Annotated in this window: 17 protein-coding genes; 4 read left to right on the top strand and 13 right to left on the bottom strand. The window is 72.1% G+C overall.

Features of this window, described 5'->3' with window-relative positions; genetic code table 11:
- Positions 1 to 10: 10 nt before the first annotated feature.
- Both DEJ04_RS16355 and DEJ04_RS16360 read left to right on the top strand, forming a co-directional pair.
- Positions 11 to 1,894 (top strand): DUF6807 family protein, encoded by a 1,884-nt coding sequence (locus tag DEJ04_RS16355; protein WP_258371410.1) that lies wholly within the window; start codon positions 11 to 13, stop codon positions 1,892 to 1,894.
- Positions 1,891 to 2,376, top strand: coding sequence for a tetratricopeptide repeat protein (locus tag DEJ04_RS16360; RefSeq protein ID WP_111047767.1), 486 nt, complete (start codon positions 1,891 to 1,893; stop codon positions 2,374 to 2,376). The genes DEJ04_RS16355 and DEJ04_RS16360 overlap by 4 nt, the downstream gene beginning before the upstream one ends.
- Positions 2,377 to 2,382: 6 nt before the next feature.
- Here the strand turns inward: DEJ04_RS16360 and DEJ04_RS16365 are convergent, their stop codons facing one another.
- The gene (locus DEJ04_RS16365) at positions 2,383 to 2,595 is read right to left on the bottom strand and encodes a PLDc N-terminal domain-containing protein (protein WP_239001530.1); all 213 of its coding nucleotides are present in this window, start codon (positions 2,593 to 2,595) and stop codon (positions 2,383 to 2,385) included.
- Positions 2,596 to 2,728: 133 nt separating this feature from the next.
- Entirely contained in the window at positions 2,729 to 3,634 is a 906-nt protein-coding gene (locus DEJ04_RS16370) for an AraC family transcriptional regulator (RefSeq protein WP_111047769.1), read from the bottom strand.
- Positions 3,635 to 3,744: 110 nt separating this feature from the next.
- On the opposite strand from DEJ04_RS16370, the gene DEJ04_RS16375 reads away from it, so the two are divergent.
- Positions 3,745 to 4,542 carry an SDR family NAD(P)-dependent oxidoreductase gene (locus DEJ04_RS16375; protein ID WP_111047770.1) on the top strand — a complete coding sequence of 266 codons (798 nt, stop codon included), beginning with the start codon at positions 3,745 to 3,747 and terminating at the stop codon, positions 4,540 to 4,542.
- 456 nt (positions 4,543 to 4,998) lie between these two features.
- On the opposite strand, the gene DEJ04_RS16380 is transcribed toward DEJ04_RS16375, so the two are convergent.
- Positions 4,999 to 6,411 (bottom strand): GAF domain-containing serine/threonine-protein kinase, encoded by a 1,413-nt coding sequence (locus DEJ04_RS16380; protein WP_111047771.1) that lies wholly within the window; start codon positions 6,409 to 6,411, stop codon positions 4,999 to 5,001.
- Positions 6,412 to 6,611: 200 nt separating this feature from the next.
- A complete protein-coding gene (locus tag DEJ04_RS16385; RefSeq protein WP_111047772.1) occupies positions 6,612 to 8,567 on the bottom strand; it encodes a family 43 glycosylhydrolase in 1,956 nt (651 codons plus the stop codon).
- A 104-nt stretch (positions 8,568 to 8,671) separates the two neighbouring features.
- Here DEJ04_RS16385 and DEJ04_RS16390 point away from each other — a divergent pair, with 104 nt between their 5' ends.
- A complete protein-coding gene (locus DEJ04_RS16390; protein WP_111047773.1) occupies positions 8,672 to 9,277 on the top strand; it encodes a dihydrofolate reductase family protein in 606 nt (201 codons plus the stop codon).
- 12 nt (positions 9,278 to 9,289) lie between these two features.
- On the opposite strand, the gene DEJ04_RS16395 is transcribed toward DEJ04_RS16390, so the two are convergent.
- The 9 genes from DEJ04_RS16395 to DEJ04_RS16435 all read right to left on the bottom strand — a co-directional run bounded on the left by DEJ04_RS16395 (position 9,290) and on the right by DEJ04_RS16435 (position 16,913).
- The gene (locus tag DEJ04_RS16395) at positions 9,290 to 9,778 is read right to left on the bottom strand and encodes a hypothetical protein (RefSeq protein ID WP_111047774.1); all 489 of its coding nucleotides are present in this window, start codon (positions 9,776 to 9,778) and stop codon (positions 9,290 to 9,292) included.
- Between the two features lie 95 nt (positions 9,779 to 9,873).
- Positions 9,874 to 10,737: an ABC transporter permease gene (locus DEJ04_RS16400; protein ID WP_111047775.1), complete on the bottom strand. Its 864-nt coding sequence runs from the start codon at positions 10,735 to 10,737 to the stop codon at positions 9,874 to 9,876.
- A complete protein-coding gene (locus tag DEJ04_RS16405) occupies positions 10,734 to 11,666 on the bottom strand; it encodes an ABC transporter ATP-binding protein (protein ID WP_111033997.1) in 933 nt (310 codons plus the stop codon). The genes DEJ04_RS16400 and DEJ04_RS16405 overlap by 4 nt, the downstream gene beginning before the upstream one ends.
- A gap of 228 nt (positions 11,667 to 11,894) precedes the next feature.
- On the bottom strand, positions 11,895 to 12,380 hold the full coding sequence (locus tag DEJ04_RS16410; RefSeq protein WP_220035580.1) for a luciferase family protein: 486 nt from the start codon (positions 12,378 to 12,380) through the stop codon (positions 11,895 to 11,897).
- Between the two features lie 49 nt (positions 12,381 to 12,429).
- Positions 12,430 to 13,290 carry a hypothetical protein gene (locus DEJ04_RS16415; protein WP_111047776.1) on the bottom strand — a complete coding sequence of 287 codons (861 nt, stop codon included), beginning with the start codon at positions 13,288 to 13,290 and terminating at the stop codon, positions 12,430 to 12,432.
- A 27-nt stretch (positions 13,291 to 13,317) separates the two neighbouring features.
- Positions 13,318 to 15,066: an AMP-binding protein gene (locus DEJ04_RS16420; RefSeq protein ID WP_181437863.1), complete on the bottom strand. Its 1,749-nt coding sequence runs from the start codon at positions 15,064 to 15,066 to the stop codon at positions 13,318 to 13,320.
- Between the two features lie 19 nt (positions 15,067 to 15,085).
- Entirely contained in the window at positions 15,086 to 15,736 is a 651-nt protein-coding gene (locus tag DEJ04_RS16425) for an HAD family phosphatase (protein ID WP_111047778.1), read from the bottom strand.
- The gene (locus DEJ04_RS16430; RefSeq protein WP_111047779.1) at positions 15,733 to 16,401 is read right to left on the bottom strand and encodes an HAD-IA family hydrolase; all 669 of its coding nucleotides are present in this window, start codon (positions 16,399 to 16,401) and stop codon (positions 15,733 to 15,735) included. Before DEJ04_RS16430 ends, DEJ04_RS16425 begins: the two co-directional genes overlap by 4 nt.
- The gene (locus DEJ04_RS16435) at positions 16,398 to 16,913 is read right to left on the bottom strand and encodes an N-acetyltransferase (RefSeq protein WP_111031085.1); all 516 of its coding nucleotides are present in this window, start codon (positions 16,911 to 16,913) and stop codon (positions 16,398 to 16,400) included. The genes DEJ04_RS16430 and DEJ04_RS16435 overlap by 4 nt, the downstream gene beginning before the upstream one ends.
- Positions 16,914 to 17,204 lie beyond the last annotated feature (291 nt).

Genomic DNA, 17,204 nt, shown 5'->3' on the forward strand with positions numbered 1-17,204 from the left:
GCTGCCGGGCGTGGTGCTCGTCGGAGCCCGCGGCTACGGCCTGCACCACCGCGCGAACATCGACCGGCTCGTGGCAGCAGGGGTCTGCACGGTGACCGCCGTCGTCGACCCCGCGCTCGGCACGACCGCCGACGCCGGTGTGCCCGTTGTGGCCGACGTGGCAGCGGCGCGCAGGCTCGGACCGGTGGACGTCGTCGTCGTGGCGGCTCCGATCGCGGCACACCTGCCGCTCACCCTCGATGCGCTCGACGCCGGCGCCGACGTGCTGCTCGAGAAGCCCCCGGTCACCACGCGCGACGCCCTCGACGTGCTGCTCGAGGCCGAACGTCGGACCGGCAGGGTCGTGCAGGTGGGGTTCCAGAGCCTCGGTTCCGCCGCGCTGCCGGCGTTCCGTGACGGGGCGCTCGTCGGTGCCGTCCGGTCTGCGGCCGCCGTCGGCACGTGGACCCGCGACCGGGCGTACTGGGACCGCTCCCCCTGGGCGGGGCGCCGTCGGGTCGGCGGCGTGGACGTGCTCGACGGCGTCGTCACCAACCCGCTCGCCCACGCCGTGGCGACGGCCCTGGCGCTCGTCGGGTGCCGCCGGACCGCCGACGTCGCGCGGGTCGAGGTCGAGTTGTACCGCGCGAACGCCATCGAGGGCGACGACACCTCGGCCGTCCGGGTGACCACGACCGCCGGCCTCGAAGCCGCTGCCGCGCTCACGCTCTGCGCCACGACCGAGGTCCCGCCGACCGTGCGGGTGCGGGGCGCGACGGGGGACGGCGTGCTGCACTACACGACGGACGACGTCACGATCGACGGCGCGACCACGCACCTGGAGCGCACCGACCTGCTCGAGAACCTGCTGGCGCACCGGTTGCGCGGCGACGAACTGCTCGTGCCGCTCGTCTCGACGGGAGCGTTCGTCGAGGTGCTCGAGGCGGTCCGCACGACCGAACCCGTGCAGCTCGACCACCCCTGGGTGACGTGGGAGGGCGAGGGGCCGACCCGGCGCCCCGTGGTGACCGGTGTCGAGGCCACGATCGAGCGCACCGCCGACGCCCGCGCGCTGTTCTCGGAAGTCGGGGCACCGTGGGCGCACACGGCCCGCGACGAGACGCTGCAGGAGCTCCGCGTGGACGACGTCACGGTCGCCGTCGAACGCAGCGGCGCCGGCACGATCGCCACATCGTCCCCTCGTCCGTACCTGCACCCGGTCCGGACCCTCGGCGGCACCGTGGTCAGCGCACACCACCCGGGCGACCACGACTGGCACTGCGGGGTCGGCGTCGCGATCCCCGACGTCGACGGCGTGAATTGCTGGGGCGGACGGACCTACGTCCACGGCCCCGGCTACGTCTGGCGCGACGACCACGGGTCGGTCGAGGTCGTGCACGCCGCGCAGCACGGACTCGGGTCGACGGAGGAGCTGGTCTGGCGAGGTCCGGACCGCGCGGTGGTCCTGCACGAGGACCGCACCCTGCGCTGGCGCTCGGTCGGAGCCGGGTGGGAGTTGTCCTGGTCGTCGTCGTTCCGGGCCCCCGGTGACTCCCCCGTGCACCTCGGCGGCCCCGGCAGCAACGGCCGGACCGGAGCGGGCTACGGCGGCTTCTTCTGGCGGTTCCCCGAGTGCACGGGAGCGGTCATCCGGACCGCCGATGCCGAGGGCGAGGCCGCCGTGCACGGCTCGGCCGCACCCTGGATCACCTGGTCGGCGGTGTTCGACGGCGGTCCGGCGACGATCCGCATCGAGGCCCTCGACCACCACGACCCCTGGTTCGTCCGCGCCGAGGAGTACCCGGCGATCGGCTCGGCACTGGCGTGGGACTCCCCCGCCGTCGTGCAGCCCGGCGCTCCGCTGGTCCGCTCGTTCCGCGCGACGATCACCGACGGCGGTACGCTCGCCGGATGAACACCGGGGACTGGGAGTCACGCGTCGCGGCGCTGTGGGACGACGAGACGATCGACGATCAGCAGCGGATCGAGTGGATGCGCGACCTCGCCGCCGACGCCCCGCATCCCGCACTCGGCGCGTTCGAGCTCGGCGGCGCCTTCGACTCGGGCGGACACGAGGCCGACGCCGACGTGCAGTACGCCGCCGCGACCACGGCTGGCCTGGACACGGTCGACCCGGACCGCGCCGCCAGGATGGTCGTCCAGCACGCCTCGACGCTGCGGAACCTCGGCCGGATCGACGCCGCCATCGCGATGCTCCGAGACGCCCCGGAGCACGCCGCCACCGGAGCGGCACCCAAGGTGTTCCTCGCGCTCGCCCTGCACAGCGCGGGACGCTCCGCCGAGGCGCTGCGCGTCGCGATCGAGGCCGTCGAGCCGACGCTCCCCCGGTACCACCGGTCCGTCCGGGCCTACGCGGCAGCCCTCATCGAGGACTGACGCGCGTCAGGCGTTCCGGCGCTGCAGCGCGTCCGCAGCCTTGCCGAGCAGCCAGTTCACGGCCCACCCCAGCACGCCGATCACGGGCAGCGCGAGGATGACCACCGTCCACAGCACCTTGACCACCTGCGTCCGGCGACGATCGCGCCAGACCTGCACCAGCGCCACGGCCTCGAGCGCCAGCAGCACGAGGAGCACCACGGCGTGTGCCCCCGACACGTTCGTCAACACGAGCTGTCCTCTCCGTGGCGACGGTCGTCGCCCGCATCGATGACAGTAGGGCCTGCCCGGACTCGTCCGCGTCATCCGTCCGACTGACCGCGCGGGTCGGTCTGGCGATCACGCCGGCAGATCAGGCGACCGCGACCTCACCCCGCGCGAGCAGTTCACGGGCCCGACCGGCGTCGGCAGCCGGTGGCCGGCCGTGCAGGGCGCGGTAGTCGCGCGAGAAGTGCGAGGCGCTCCGGTACCCCACCGCGACCGCAGCCTGTGCGGCGGTGTCACCGAGCACGATCATCCGCCGCCGGGCCTCTCCGAGCCGCAACCGCCGCAAGTACTGCACCGGGCTCATCCCGGTGACCTGCCGGAAGCGCGCGAACAGTGTCGACTCGCTCGTCCGGACCGCCGCGGCCAGGCCGGCCACCGACCACGGGTCCGCCAACCGCTCGGTGAGCAGGGCCGTGGCCGCTGCGACGACGTCGCCGTCGCGGTTGCCGATCGCGGCCAGGATGCGCGGTGCCTGGTCGGTCTGCAGCAGCCGGAGCACCACCTCGCGGGTGACGAGCGGGGCGAGGACCGTCATGTCCTCCGGAGCATCGAGCAGTCCGACGAGTCGGGCGAACGCGTCCGCCAGGGCCGGGGTCCAGCTGCCGAGTCGTGCCGGCGGCGCCTCGTCCTGGTGGGGGCGGGACATCGCCGTCGCGACCTCGGCGACCACCGCGGGGTCGAGCTGCCAGACGACCGCGACGAACCCCGCGGGTGGTTCGACCTCGACCACCCCGGCGATCACGGGCAGGTCGACGGGCGTGATGATGAAGCGTTCCCGACCCCAGAGCTGGTCGTCATCCCCCACTACCGAGCGCTTCCGCCCAGCGAGCACCACCGACACCGACGGCGTGTAGCGCTGGTACCCGAGGTCGGTCGGACGGTCGACCCGGGCCAGGCGGAGGCCGAGCCGTCCGGCGCGCTCCGTGTCGTCGAGGTGGGCGAGGACGCTCTGCAGCGCACGGTCCAGCCGGTCCGAGGTGACATCGTCCATGTGCCCATTCTGTCGAGGCATCCGGCGCGAGTGGTGCCCGTGCGGGATCCGGCAAGCACTCCGGAGTCCTGGGCAATCACGGCCGGGTCCGTCGGACCGAGCATCGGAGCATGCAGACCAACGAAGCACTCCTCGACTCCCTGACCACCGACGACCGACTGGCCGGCCGCACCGCGCTGGTGACCGGCGCCTCGAGCGGCATCGGTGAAGCCGTCGCCCGTGTCCTCGCCGCCTCCGGCGCCACCGTCGCGGTCGCCGGCCGCGACCCGGAGCGCACGCAGGCCGTGGTGGACGCCATCACCGCGTCCGGAGGAACCGCCGTGGCCGTGATCGGCGACCTGAACAGCCACCCCGACGCGGTCCGTGACCTCGCTGCCCGCGCTGCCCAGGCCCTCGGCGGCCGGGTCGACGTCCTCGTCAACAACGCCGGCGTCTACCCGGTCGGCCCCACCGCACTGCTCGCCGACGACGACGCCGAAGCGCTCTGGGCCACGAACGTCCGCGCGCCGCACGTGCTGGTCGGAGCGCTGGCTCCTGCGATGGTCGAACGCGGCTCGGGCGTCGTCGTGAACATCGGCTCGTGGATGTCCCGCGTCGGCGTCCCGTTCACGGCGCTCTACCCGGCGACGAAGGCCGCGGTCGAGCAGCTGACCCGCGCCTGGGCAGCCGAGTTCGGACCGCACGGCGTCCGGGTGTCGACCGTGTCGCCCGGTGCCACCGCGACACCGGGCAACGCGGACTCGCACGACGTCCTCGCGCAGATGACGGCCGGCACCCCGGCCGGCGCACCCGTCCGACCGGTCGACGTCGCGTTCGCCGTGCGCTGGCTGGCCTCCGACGAAGCGACCTTCGTGCACGGCGCCACGATCGACGTGGACGGCGGCCTCGCCGCGACCCGCCTCGGCTGAGCGCGCCCACCACGAGCGGGCGAAACACCCGGGTCGGCGCGCGGAGGCACCCCGGCATTCCGCCCGCTCGGCAGCGCCAGCCGACGCGAGCGAACCCCCACCACCACGAACGGGCGAAATACCCCGGTCCTCTCGCGGAACCACCCCGGCATTCCGCCCGCTCGGCAGCGCCAGCCGACGCGAGCGAACCCCCACCACCGCGAACGGGCGGAACGCCGGGGTCGGCACGTGGAGGCACCTCGGCATTTCGCCCGCTCGGCAGGAGTCGGTCAGCCGGGCATCGGTCCGCGAGTGGTCACGACACACCGCCGGCGGGTGGCCGTGCGGTCACGGACCGTCGCGCGGGAGCGCGTCAGCCGACGGATCGTGACCGCTCGGCGGACGGCGTGGGCGCGGCGGTGGGCGCGACCACCACACGGTCGGGAGGCGCGGTGCGGGCTGGCACCGGGCCTCCCGTCAGGCGGTGTGGTCGCCGACCACCCGTGGGACCGGCAGCGAGTCGCTGGTCGTGCGGAGGGACTCCTGGCGAATCTCGAGCTGGGTGACCGCGAGCGCCGCCAGGTCGCGGAGGTTGGCGAGGTCGTCCTCGGTGGCCTGCCGCGGGCGGGTGTCGAGCACGGCGAGGGTCCCGATCGGTGCGCCGTCGTGCTTGACGAGCGGGACGCTGACGTAGAAGCGGATGCCGAGCGGACCGGTGACCAGGGGGCTGTTCCGCATCTCGGGGTGCGCGGAGCCGTCCGGGATCACGACGGGGACGGGGACCGGGGCGAAGCCGTTGCGGAAGCTGATGCTGCGGGCTGCCTCGTCGACGCCCTCGGCGATGTACGACTGGGACCACTCGCGGTCCTCGTCGAGGACCTCGACCAGGGCGATCGGTGCGTCGAAGAGCCGGGCCGCCATCGCCGTGGTGCGCTGCAGCGACTCGTCGGGCAGGGTGTCGAGGGTCGCCGGGCGGTCCGTCTCGGGGCGCGTCGGTACCGGTGCCGTCTCGTCGGTCGGCTCGACCACGTGGTCGGCCGTGGCGGTCTCGGCGATCACGACGTCGCGGAGCATCGTGACCAGCTCGGCGCCGAGCGGACGGGCCGCGGGGTCCTGCGCGGTCATGGCACGGAGCAGGTGCTTCCAGTGCTCGGGCAGGGGCTCGGGGACCACGGGGTCGCGCGACAGCCGGGCGACGGCGGACTCGACGAGCGAGCCCGGGAACTCCCGGCGGCGGGTGAAGCACTGCAGCAGCACGAGGCCGAGCGAGTAGACGTCGCTCGGCGGGCCGACCTCGCCGCCGCGCGCCTGCTCGGGGCTGAGGTAGGCCGCGGTGCCGGTGGTCACGCCGTCGGCGGTCAGGCGCTCGACGCCGGCGGCGAGCGCGATGCCGAAGTCGGTCAGGCGTGCGCGGGCCCGCTCGGAGGCGTTGCCGTAGTCGACGAGCAGGATGTTCGACGGCTTGATGTCGCGGTGCACGACGCCGTGGGCGTGGATGTAGTCGAGGGCCTCGGCCATGTCGTAGCCGATCTCGGCGATGTGCCGCGAGGCGAGCGGGCCCACGGCCAGGCGCTCCTCGAGGTCCTGCCCGACGACGAGCGACATCACGATGTAGCGCTGCTGCGTGCCGTCCTGCCCGGTGACGACTCCGGCGTCGAGCAGGCTGACGAGGTTGTGGTGCTCGAGCGACGCCAGCACGCCGAGTTCGGCCTCTTGGCGGGCGATGTCGACGATGCCCGCGTGGAAGAGCTTGATCGCGACCGGGCGGTGCAGGCTCTCGTCCACACCCCGGTAGACGACGGACATGCCGCCCTGGCCGATCGCTTGCTCCACGCGGTACCGACCGTCGAGCAGCGGCGCGCTCGCGTCGTGGTCTTCCGTCGGGATCATCCAACCCTCGTTCTCGGCTCCGGCACCAACGATGCATCTTCGCATCCCGACGGGTATCTCGTTTGCCGACGTCGTTCTCCGGCTGAACGGGGGCCGGCCGGCCTGCAAGACACCGGTGTTCGCGGGTCGAACACGCGCAGACCGCGGTTCAACGTGCGAACACCGGTGTCTTGCGATCCCGGCGCCACCCGACCACCCCGTCAGCGACGCGTCGCGACCGTGCTCACGCGGAGGTCCTCGAAGGTGCTGGTGAAGCCGGAGCCTCCGAGCGAGATGAGCCCGACGCGCGGTGCGCTGCCGAGGTCCGCCGTCCAGGTCCCGCCCCGGACGAAGTGCCGACCGTCCAGGCTCGTGTAGGCCGTGTACCGGTCCTCACCCCGGACCTCGCGGTGGACGATCCGGAGCGTGGTGGTGTCCCCGACCGGGCCGACGACCATGTTGCCGTAGCTCGGCGCCCCGGCCGGTTGCCCGGACACCTGCCTGCCGAACTCGGTCTGGCGGGTGTTGAAGATCGAGTTCGAGGTGAGCCGGACGTAGTTGCCGTCGTCACCCCACACGATCAGGCCGCCCTGCACGTAGTTCAGGCCGTCGCCGGTGGCCGGGGTGTCCACCCCGACCGTGGTCTGGAGCATGTAGTCCCCACGGGGTGCCGGTTCGGACAGCACCGATGCGAGCGGCGTCGCCGGCGGGTGGATGTCGGCGTCCTGCGTCTGCCAGCGGAACGTCCCGTCGGCGACGGTCCACGTGGACCGGTCCGGCTCACGCGTCCAGGCGAGCTGGGCAGGCAGCGCTCCGGGCAGCGCTCCGGGCTCCGCCCCCGGCAGCGCGGCACCGTCGAACGAGGTCGACAGTGCCCGGATCGTCCGCCCCGGCACGTCGACGGGAGCCGTCGACGCCCGGTACGTCGGCCGTTGCCCCGGCTGCGCGACCGGCCCTGGCTGCACCGTGTCGGACGGCCCGGCACCACCGCGGACGACCGGCCAGCCGCCCTGCCAGTCGAGCGGGTCGATCAGCGCCGGCCGCTTCGTGTAGGTCGGCTGCCCCGCGTAGGACGGGTCGTTGCGATCGGCCGCGTGGTAGATGATCCAGTCCTGCCCGGCGAAGTCGGTGACCACGGTGTTGTGGCCGGTCCCGACCCAACGGTTGCCGTTCTGCGCGAGCAGGGGCGTGCCCCCGACCCGGGTGCTCGTGATCGCTACGCCGTCGCGGTCCGTGAACGGTCCGAGTAGGCTGCGCGACCGGGCGACGAAGACGCCGTAGCCGGTCAGGGCACCGTTGCAGCAGTTCGTGGCGGAGCCCATGAAGTACCACCAGCCGCCGTGCCGCATCAGGTACGCGCCCTCGTAGCGGTTGTCGATCGCGATCTGCCGTTCGGTCGACGGGTCGGAGCGCAGTCCGTCGGCGCTGAGCCGTCGGACGTTCACGCCGCCGAAGTAGCTGCCGAAGTACAGGTAGGTCGTCCCCTTGTCGGTGATGACCTCGGGGTCGAACGCCCACCGTGCTCCGTCGCCGTTCGGTGCGGTCTGCGGTGCCACGACCGGGCCGCCGGAGTCCTTCCACGGGCCCGTCGGGCTCGAGCTCGTCGCCACCCCGACCGCGGAGCCGCCGCCGCTCGGCCCCGTCGCCGATGGGGTGTCCGAGGCCGCGTAGTACAGGTACCAGGTGCCCGCGCGGCCACGGTCCCCGGCGCGGTACACGACGTCCGGCGCCCAGATCCCGTTCGCATCACCCACCCAGGCGGGCTTCGTCGGGAACGCGTCGTTCACGTACGTCCAGTGGGTCAGGTCGGTCGACCGGTACGTCGGCACGGCGTGCTGCACGAGGGACCCGTCCGGGTTCTGCTCCGTCGCGGTGAGCGCGTCGGTGGTGCAGTACAGGTACCAGTTGCGGTCGCGTCCGGCTCCGTGGATCACGGTCGGGTCCGCGCAGCTCGCCGCCGTCTGCCCGTCCGGCAGGCTGAGCGCGACCGGGTTCTGGTGGCTGGGCGCCGCGCGGCCGTTCCGGCTGGCCGCACTCGACGCCGCGGTCGTGGAGGTGGTCGCCCGGGTGGTCCCGCCCGGCACCGCGGACGCGTCCGCTGGTGCGGCCTGGAGGCCCGTGGTCGCGACGCCGAGGAACGTCACGACGGCGAGGAGTGCGGTGGACGATCGGCGCATGCCGGACCTGCTCTCGTCGTTGAGGGAGGTACTGCTGGAGGGAGTGCGGGTGTCGCCTGGCGACGTGCGCGAGCGTACGCTCGGCTCGACGAAGGAGTCATGCCATGCCCGCGAGGTTCGTCTACTGGATCAACGTCTCCTTCGACGGGTTCGTCGAACGGGCCCCCGGGGAGCACGACGGCCTGGACGGACCCGACTGGATCCGGATCGACGAGCCACTGCACCGCGAGTTCAACGCCCGCGCCGCCGCGATGACCCTGTCCGTCGAGGGCCGGGTGGTGCGCGACATGATGGACCCGTTCTGGCCCGACGCCCGGCACGACGAGTCGATGCCGCAGTACCTGCGCGAGTACGGCGAGATCTGGACCGCGCAGCCGAAGGTCCTGGTGTCCCGCACCCGGACGACCGCCGACCACGACACCCGGGTCATCGGTGGCGACGGCGACGCGATCGCCGAGCTGGCCGCGATCCGTGCCTCCGGCGACGGCGACATCGGCGTGGGTGGGCCGAGCATCGCGAGCCAGTTGCTCGACGCCGGGCTGCTCGACGAGGTCATGCTCTTCACGCACCCGTCAGTGCTCGGCGCCGGCCGCCCGTTGTTCGATCCGCCGCGCTCGGGGCACCGTCCGCTCGTGCAGCTCGACCTGCTCGAGCAGCAGCGCTACGACAACGGTGTCACCCTGCACCGGTACGACGTCCGGCGGTCCTGAGCGCTCGGTCGGTCAGTCCTCGACGGGCTTTGCGCCGATCACGCGAACGTTCCAGGCGCTGTCCCGGTCGCTGTCGAACCCGTTGAAGGAGACGCTGTCGACCTCGGCACGCCAGGTTCGCCGCAGGTCGATGCGTTGCTCTCCGTCGCCGCAGGGCATCGCCTCGGTGATGTGGTTCCGAGAGGTGCCACCGGAGACGATCATGACGGAACCGCTCATGTGCCCGTCACCGAAGCACGAGAACTCGAGGTGGTCGACCGTTTCCGGGTGCGCGAACGTGATCGTGACGCCGCGGTCGATCTCGTCGTCGTTCCCCGTCGCGCTCTGCCCGGCGGACTCGTCGGCGTACATCGCCCCGAGATCCCGGTCCGAGTGGGTGGCCATCTGGCGCTTCTCCCAGGCGGACAGCGCTGCCTCGTCGACGGGCGGCGGCCCGGCGCAGCCGGCCAGCAGGAGCACACCAGCGATCGCGGGCAGGAGCAGGGCGGGGACGGAACGCACGCTGTGAGCCTAGTGAGGGCCTGGACTCGCACCGCGGAACGACGGGAGGCGCGGTGCCGGCTGGCACCGCGCCTCCCGGCCGTGGAGTGGTCGCGTCAGACGTCGCGACGGCGCGCGAGCGTCAGGGCGAGGCCACCGATGACGAGCACCTCGGCCGCGAGGACGCCGAAGCCGCCCCAGCCGTTCAGCACGACTCCGCTGTTGTCGGCGGCGCTCGCGCCGTCGTACGAGTAGGCGTAGAGCTGGCCGCCGGCCGAGTCGGGCAGGAACGCCGCGATGTCCATCGGCCAGTCGACCTTCATCAGTCCGCTCATGAGTGCGAGCACCCCCGGAACGACCAGCAGGAGGCCGAGCGTGATCGCGATGCCGCCGGCGCTCGACCGGACGAGCAGACCGATGCCGTACGCGAGGAGCGCCAGCAGGGTCAGGAAGACCGACGAACCGAGGATCGGCAGGAACACCGACGGGTCACCGAGCTCTGGCTCGACACCGTTGCCGGCCAGCAGCGGGAGCGAGATGAGGACGCCGATCCAGGTGGCGACGGCGCTGACGACGAAGGTCGCGATGGCGAGGACGGTGGCCTTCGCCAGGATCACGCCGGTGCGCCGCGGGTCTGCGGTGAAGGTCGAGCGGACCTGGCCCGTGCCGTACTCACCGGTGATGATGAGGACGCCGAGCACGCCGACGACGAGCGACGAGAGCAGGACACCCACGGCGTTGGCGTTCACGAAGGTGCCGTTGGCCACGTCCGGCGGCAGCTCCTGGCCGCCGCTGTTCGTGTTCGCCCCGATCAGCGCGGCCATGCCGATCGTGAGGACGACCAGGATCGCGTAGCACCAGAACGTGGACCGGATGCTGCGCAGCTTGATCCACTCGCTCCGCACCAGGTGCGGGAACGACAGGCGGGTCGAGCCGGACATCCGGGTCGACGGCGTGGTGGGCGAGGTGGTGGCGCTCATCGGGTGCCCTCCGATCGGTACTCGACGTCGTCGCGGGTGAGGGCCATGTAGGCCTCCTCCAGGCTCGCGCCGGTCGGGGTGAGTTCGTGCAGGGGGACGCCTGCCTGTGCGGCGATGTTGCCGACCGTCGGTGCGTCGGGCCCGACGACGAGGAACGAGCCGTCCTCGCGCTGGGTGACCGCGGCGTTCGGGCCGATGGCGGTGAACAGGCCGTTCGGGTCCGGCGTGCGGACGATGACACGGCTGACGGCGGCATCGGTGCCTGCAGCGGCGCCACCACCGGCGACGAACTCGGCGATCGGGGCGTCGGCCAGGACCTTGCCTCGGCCGAGCACGACCACGCGGTCGGCGGTCTGCGCCATCTCGCTCATCAGGTGGCTGGAGAGGAACACCGTGCGGCCGTCGGCGGCCATGCGGCGAGCGAGCTGACGCACCCACACGACACCGTCGGGGTCGAGGCCGTTGACGGGCTCGTCGAGGATCAGGGTCTTCGGGTCGCCGAGCAGTGCGGCAGCGATTCCCAGACGCTGCCCCATGCCGAGCGAGAACCCGCCGACGCGCTTCTTCGCGACGGAGTCGAGGCCGGTCATGTCGATGACCTCGTGCACGCGGGATTTCGGGATGCCGTGGGTCGCCGCGAGCGAGAGCAGGTGGTTGTAGGCGCTACGGCCCGAGTGCACGGCCTTCGCCTCGAGCAGGGCGCCGACCTGCCGGAGCGGGTCGCGGAAGCTCGTGTAGGGCTGGCCGTTCACGGTGGCTGTGCCCGACGTGGGCCGGTCGAGCCCCATGATCATGCGCATCGTGGTGGACTTCCCGGCGCCGTTGGGCCCGAGGAAGCCGGTCACACTGCCGGGACGCACGACGAAGGAGACGTCGTCCACGGCGGTCTTCGGACCGTACTGTTTGGTGAGATGGCTGACTTCGATCACGGCCTCGACGCTACGGGAGGGGCCGTCGGCGCCGCGTCCGCCGTTGGGGGGAGATGTGTGCTCCCACAGGGTGACGCGGGGCATGGCGCGGGCGGGATCGCGCGGGTGCGGGTGCGGGCGCGGGCGCGGGGCGGCATCGGCGTCGCGCGGGTTTTCGCGCTGGGCGACAGTTCACGCGTGCGGCGGCCCGTGAGGTGTCGCTGGACGCGAAAGGCCGGCGCGCCGTGCTCAGACGGGCTGGTGGGCCGGACGCTCATCCCCAGGGTCGCGAGCGAACGCGAGGCTCTCCTCGATGATCGACAGCACGACCGCGAGTTCCTCGGCGTCGCGCGGGCCGTAGACCATGAACTCGGTCCCGTGGTCCTCGTACTGGTGCGGGATCGCCCACCCGAGTTCGGTCAGTTCGGCTCCCCGTGCCACCGGGAGACAGAGGTGGACCGAGGTGTCCTCGACGCCGTGCAGGTGCACGGGTTCGAGTCGTCCGTCCGGCGCCAGTGAGGTCCACGGGACGACGTGGGCGCGCTGACCGCGCAGGAACAACGCGCGTGACGACGCCGGCGACACCTGGCTGTGCCCCTCTTCGACGCCGGGCAGGGCGACCGCACTCCCCACGAGTGCTCCCCACAGTTCCGGCGTCGCACGGTCGGTGAGCTGCCGCTGGGGACCGGCGTCGGACACGGTGGGCCGTTCGCCGCGACGGATGGACCTGATCATTGCTCGACGATACCGGCTCGGCCGGGTTGCGTCGCTCCTGTTCGGGCCCTCACGAGGAGGGGGAAGCGTCCGCGTCGACCTCGTACGCCTCGAACCTGGCGTCGGCGAGGATCGCGTCGACGAGTGACCGTGAGCCTGCGACGATCGTCGAGTCCCAGTCGATCTCGGAGGCGAGCACCCACTCGTGCCCCTCGGGCCAGAGCATCTGCGGGGTGTGCCGGACATCGACGTACGTGCCCACGCGGGCGTCGTCCGTCCAGGACGGGTCGCTGAGCTGCGGCAGGGACATGGAGAGCAGGAAGCACTCGCGGGCCGGCCACAGGAAGCGCGGACCCGCGAGCGACTCCCGGAGCGCAGCCTGCTCCCGCCCGTGCTGCGCCTGAGCCCGGGCCATGTGCGCCTGCATCTCCGCGCGCTCGGCCGCCGTCGGCTCGCCGCTCCCCTGCCACCCGAAGCCCAACGTCGACGTCCCGTTCAGGTCGCCCCATCCGTCCCAGATCGCCCCGACCAGGTCGTCCGGCGTCGACGTCGCGTCGGCGAGGAGCCCGGTGAGCGCGGCGAGTTGCTTCGGCTCGTACCAGCCCGTTTCGGGTGGATGGACGACCCAGCCGTCCTCGAAGGGCAGGTCCGACTCGTCGTCCCGACCGCTGAGCGTCTGCCACGACACGAGCGGGTCGATCGTCCGACGGGTGCGCTCGGCGACGTCGGCCCAGCGCCACTCGGCCGATTCGAGGACCGGGTGATCGTCGTACTCGTCCACGCTCGTACGGTCCTCGCGATCCGCTCGGAGCGGGTGCAGGATCCGGGCGTACGCCTCGAACCCGGTGCCCGCGACGCCGCCGAACGTGGCGAACGCGCCGGCTCGGGCCAGCAACCAGTCGCCGCGCGTGACGTCCTTGATCAGTTCCACGTGTCGAGCCCTCGGCGCACGTGCAGGTCAGCTCGCCTGCGGGCGGGGTGCGCGGAGGCCGGGGAACTCGTCGTCGCGCCACTCCGCCTCGGCGCGCGTGCCGTTGGTCACCGACTGCTCCTCGCGCTCCCGCAGCTCCACGCGGCGGATCTTGCCCGAGATGGTCTTCGGGAGCTCCGCGAACTCGACGCGGCGGACGCGCGCATACGCGGGGAGAGCCGTGCGTGCGTACTCCAGGACCTGCCTGGCGGTGTCGGCCGACGCCTCCCATCCGGTGGCCAACGCGACGTACGCCTTGACGACGTTGAGACGGGCATCGTCGGGTGCCGGGACGACCGCGCTCTCGGCCACGGCCGGGTGCTGCAGCAGGGCGCTCTCCACCTCGAACGGCGACACCTTGTAGTCCGAGGACTTGAAGACGTCGTCGGTGCGGCCGATGAAGGTCAGCTCGCCGTCGGCGTCGCGGACGGCGATGTCGCCGGTGTGGAAGAAGCCGTCGCGCATCGACGATGCCGTGCGGTCGGGGTCGCCGAGGTACTCGGCCATCAGGTTGACGGGCCGCTCGGTGAGGTCGAGGCAGACCTCGCCCTCGTCGCCCGGTTCGCCGGTGACGGGGTCGAGCAGCGTCACGGTCACGCCGGGGAGCGGCTTGCCCATCGCGCCGGGCGTCACGGCGGCGCCCGGAGCATTGCCGATGATCGCCGTGGTCTCGGTCTGCCCGTAGCCGTCGCGGATGGTGAGCCCCCACGCTGCCTCGACCCGGCCGATGACCTCGGGGTTGAGCGGCTCGCCGGCCGAGATGAGCTCACGGAGCGCGCGCGGCTTCACGCCGAGGTCGGACTGCAGCATCATCCGCCACGCGGTCGGCGGCGCGCAGAACGTGTTGACCTCGGCCTGCTCGAGCTGCGCGAGGAGTGCGGCGGGGTCGAAGCGCGCAGTGTTGTGGATGAACACGGTGGCCTCCGCGATCCACGGCGCGAAGAAGCAGCTCCAGGCGTGCTTGCCCCACCCGGGCGAGCTGATCGTCAGGTGCACGTCACCGGGCCGGACGCCGAGCCAGTACATCGTGCTGAGGTGACCGACCGGGTACGACGTCTGGGTGTGCACGACCATCTTCGGCTTCGACGTCGTGCCGGACGTGAAGTAGACCAGGCACGGGTCGGTCGTGCGGGTGACGACGTGGGGGCGGACCTCATCAGTGGGAGCGGGCTCACCCAGGTCGCTCGGGTACTCCGTCCACCCGTCAGCGTGACCGCCGACGACGATGCGTGTGAAGGACCCGCGGACGTCGTCGTACTTGTGCGTCTCGCTCCGGTTCGTGACGACGTGCGCCACTGCGCCCCGGTCGACGCGGTCCTGCAGGTCGGCCGTGTCGAGCATGGTCGACGTCGGCAGGATGACCGCACCGAGCTTGATCACGGCGAGCATGGTCTCCCAGAGCTCGAGCTGGTTGCCGAGCATGACGAGGACGTGGTCGCCCTGCTGCACGCCGAAGACGTGCAGGCGCGCGGCGAGCCGATCGGACCGTGCGGCCATCTCGGCGTAGCTGAACCGCTGCTCACGGCCGTCCTCCTCGACGATCCAGAGCGCGGTGCGGCTGTTGTCGGTCGCGATGACGTCGAACCAGTCGGTCGCCCAGTTGAACGTGTCGCCGACGTCCGGCCAGCGGAACCCGGCGCGTGCCGCCTCGGGAGAGTCCGCGGCGAGGAGCTGGTCGCGGGCGGCACGGTACGCGGCGGTCGGGTTCACATCAGGCACGGACCGATCATGCCGCATCCGTCTCAGAGCCGATCGATCAGGCGAGTTCCCGGAGCCAGCGGTCGAGCCAGGGAATGATGCGCGAGAGGTCGTCCGCGTCGATCGCGTCACTCGCGGCCGCACGTGCCGCCGGACCCGCGTTGAGCGCCAACGCACTGGGGAGCGCCTGGAAGAGCGGGATGTCCGAGCGGCTGTCGCCGATGGCGCAGCAGTGTTCGATCGACACACCGAGGTCGCGAGCGAGCGCGAGCGCCCGGTCCCGCTTGTCGAACTCGTCGAAGTGCTCGGCGACGGTGCCGTCGTGGACGCCGCCGTGCTCGCCGACTCGGGGCCCGCCGTTCGGGACGAACCCGAACCGCCGCGCGAGGGAACGGGTCACGGGTTGCCACGCGAGCGACGCGAGCACGGGTTCGACGTCGTGGGCACGGCACCACGCGACGACGGTCTCGGTTCCGGGCAACACCGGCAGGTCGTCGAGCCACCGGTCGACCGTCGCGACGGACGTGCCACGCCACGCGAGTGCGTCGACCTCACTGACCTGCTGGTTGGTGAGATCGCCGTCGGCGTAGCGGGCTTCTGCGTCGTCGAGCATGTCCTGGTGCCCGAGCCGGGCGGCAAGGAAGCTGCTGCTGGAACCGGGGCTGACGAGGGTTCCGTCGACGTCGAAGAACACGATGCCGACGGTCACTGTCGGCTGCTCCGCACGACCGCATCGAGCACCCGGATCGTCTCGTCGGTGTCGACGTGCAGGTGCGCCCCGATGCCGAGCGCACGTGCGGCCTCGATGTTCTCGGGCACGTCGTCCACGAAGAACACCTCGTCCGGGTCCGCCCCCAAGCGCTCGAGCGTGATGCGGAACGCCTCGGCGTCGGGCTTGTTCACGCCGATCTCGTGGGAGTAGCAGATCGGATCGAACACCGCCGAGAACCGGAAGCGCCGCTCCTCTTCCTCTCGAGCACCATCGCCCGAGTTCGACAGGATCGCGAGGCCGATGGTGCCGCGAAGTCCGGCGAGGAAGTCGTACAACGGCTGGTTCAGCGTTCCGCAGTACGCATCCCAGAAGTCGGCCCGCATGACGGCGAGCTGGTCGGCCCCGAGGTCGAGCGCTGTCCCGATCGCACCCCAGTACCGGTGGACGACGCCGGTCTGACGGGAGGCGTCGGGCAGGTCCGCTGCGACGAGGCGTGCGGAGAAGTCGTCCGTCGTCATCCCGAGACGCTCGGCCCACCGCGCCCGGAAGCGTCCGGGCCAGGCGGCGTCGTCGACGAGCTCGAGGACGCCGCCCACGTCGGACAGCAGCCACCGCACGACGGGCCCGGCAGCCCCGGCAGCTTCGGCCGTCCCGCCGCTCACAGCGATCCCCGCAGCTGCCGGATCATCTCGACCTCGAGTTCGCTCGGATCGAGGACGTACGCCTCGGTCGCACCTGTCGGCTCGTAGCCACGTCGGGCGTAGAAGGCCTGCGCGCGGGTGTTCCCCTCGTGCACGTGCAGCCGAAGGGCCGATCCGTGCGCCGCCGCCCACACCTCGATCTCGTCGAGCAACGCATCGGCGACACCGGCGGAACGGCCCCGGTGCGACGGAGCGACGTAGACGCCGACCAGGAGCGGCCCGACCCGGGGGCCGGGCACGAACACCCCCATCGTCCCGAGCCACCGGCCGTCGGCACCGATCGCGGCGAGGGTCGTCCCGCCGACGTCGTGCTCACGGCGGCCGCGTCGACGCCAGTCACGCTCCTGCAGCCGCTCCGCGTCGGCGAGCCGCTCCCCGTACGCCTTCGGGGTGTCCCGGAGCATCTCCAGCCGCAGTGCCCGAACGGACTCCCAGTCGTCCTCCGTGGTCGGTCGGATCGTCGTTCCCCGCATGACCCGAGCCTAGGGGTGGCAGGCCCGGAGAAATCGTTCCAATCCGACTGGCGGACGACGCCGAATCACCTGCAACGACCGGGAAACACCCGGAGCGCTCACCAGCCGCACATCGCTGGTTCTCCACCCCACCAAGGGTGTGTTCGGCGCGCACACAGCAGCCGCGCCGAGCGCGACAACAGCAAAGGACTGATCACGATGCGTAAGAGCCTCAAGACCTCCATCACCCTCGCCACGACCGGCGCCCTCGTCCTCGGCGGTGCCGCGTTCGGGATCTCCTCCGCCCAGGCC

Source organism: Curtobacterium sp. MCLR17_044 (assembly GCF_003234435.1).
Classification (GTDB): domain Bacteria; phylum Actinomycetota; class Actinomycetes; order Actinomycetales; family Microbacteriaceae; genus Curtobacterium; species Curtobacterium flaccumfaciens.

What these genes read in the sequence shown, in the direction of transcription:
- DEJ04_RS16390 (WP_111047773.1), top strand. Translation starts at nt 8,672, where the DNA reads ATGCCCGCGAGGTTCGTCTACTGGATCAACGTCTCCTTCGACGGGTTC.
- DEJ04_RS16385 (WP_111047772.1), bottom strand. Translation starts at nt 8,567, where the DNA reads ATGCGCCGATCGTCCACCGCACTCCTCGCCGTCGTGACGTTCCTCGGC.
- DEJ04_RS16370 (WP_111047769.1), bottom strand. Translation starts at nt 3,634, where the DNA reads ATGGACGATGTCACCTCGGACCGGCTGGACCGTGCGCTGCAGAGCGTC.
- DEJ04_RS16375 (WP_111047770.1), top strand. Translation starts at nt 3,745, where the DNA reads ATGCAGACCAACGAAGCACTCCTCGACTCCCTGACCACCGACGACCGA.
- DEJ04_RS16400 (WP_111047775.1), bottom strand. Translation starts at nt 10,737, where the DNA reads ATGAGCGCCACCACCTCGCCCACCACGCCGTCGACCCGGATGTCCGGC.
- DEJ04_RS16435 (WP_111031085.1), bottom strand. Translation starts at nt 16,913, where the DNA reads ATGCGGGGAACGACGATCCGACCGACCACGGAGGACGACTGGGAGTCC.
- DEJ04_RS16410 (WP_220035580.1), bottom strand. Translation starts at nt 12,380, where the DNA reads ATGATCAGGTCCATCCGTCGCGGCGAACGGCCCACCGTGTCCGACGCC.
- DEJ04_RS16360 (WP_111047767.1), top strand. Translation starts at nt 1,891, where the DNA reads ATGAACACCGGGGACTGGGAGTCACGCGTCGCGGCGCTGTGGGACGAC.
- DEJ04_RS16380 (WP_111047771.1), bottom strand. Translation starts at nt 6,411, where the DNA reads ATGATCCCGACGGAAGACCACGACGCGAGCGCGCCGCTGCTCGACGGT.
- DEJ04_RS16420 (WP_181437863.1), bottom strand. Translation starts at nt 15,066, where the DNA reads ATGCGGCATGATCGGTCCGTGCCTGATGTGAACCCGACCGCCGCGTAC.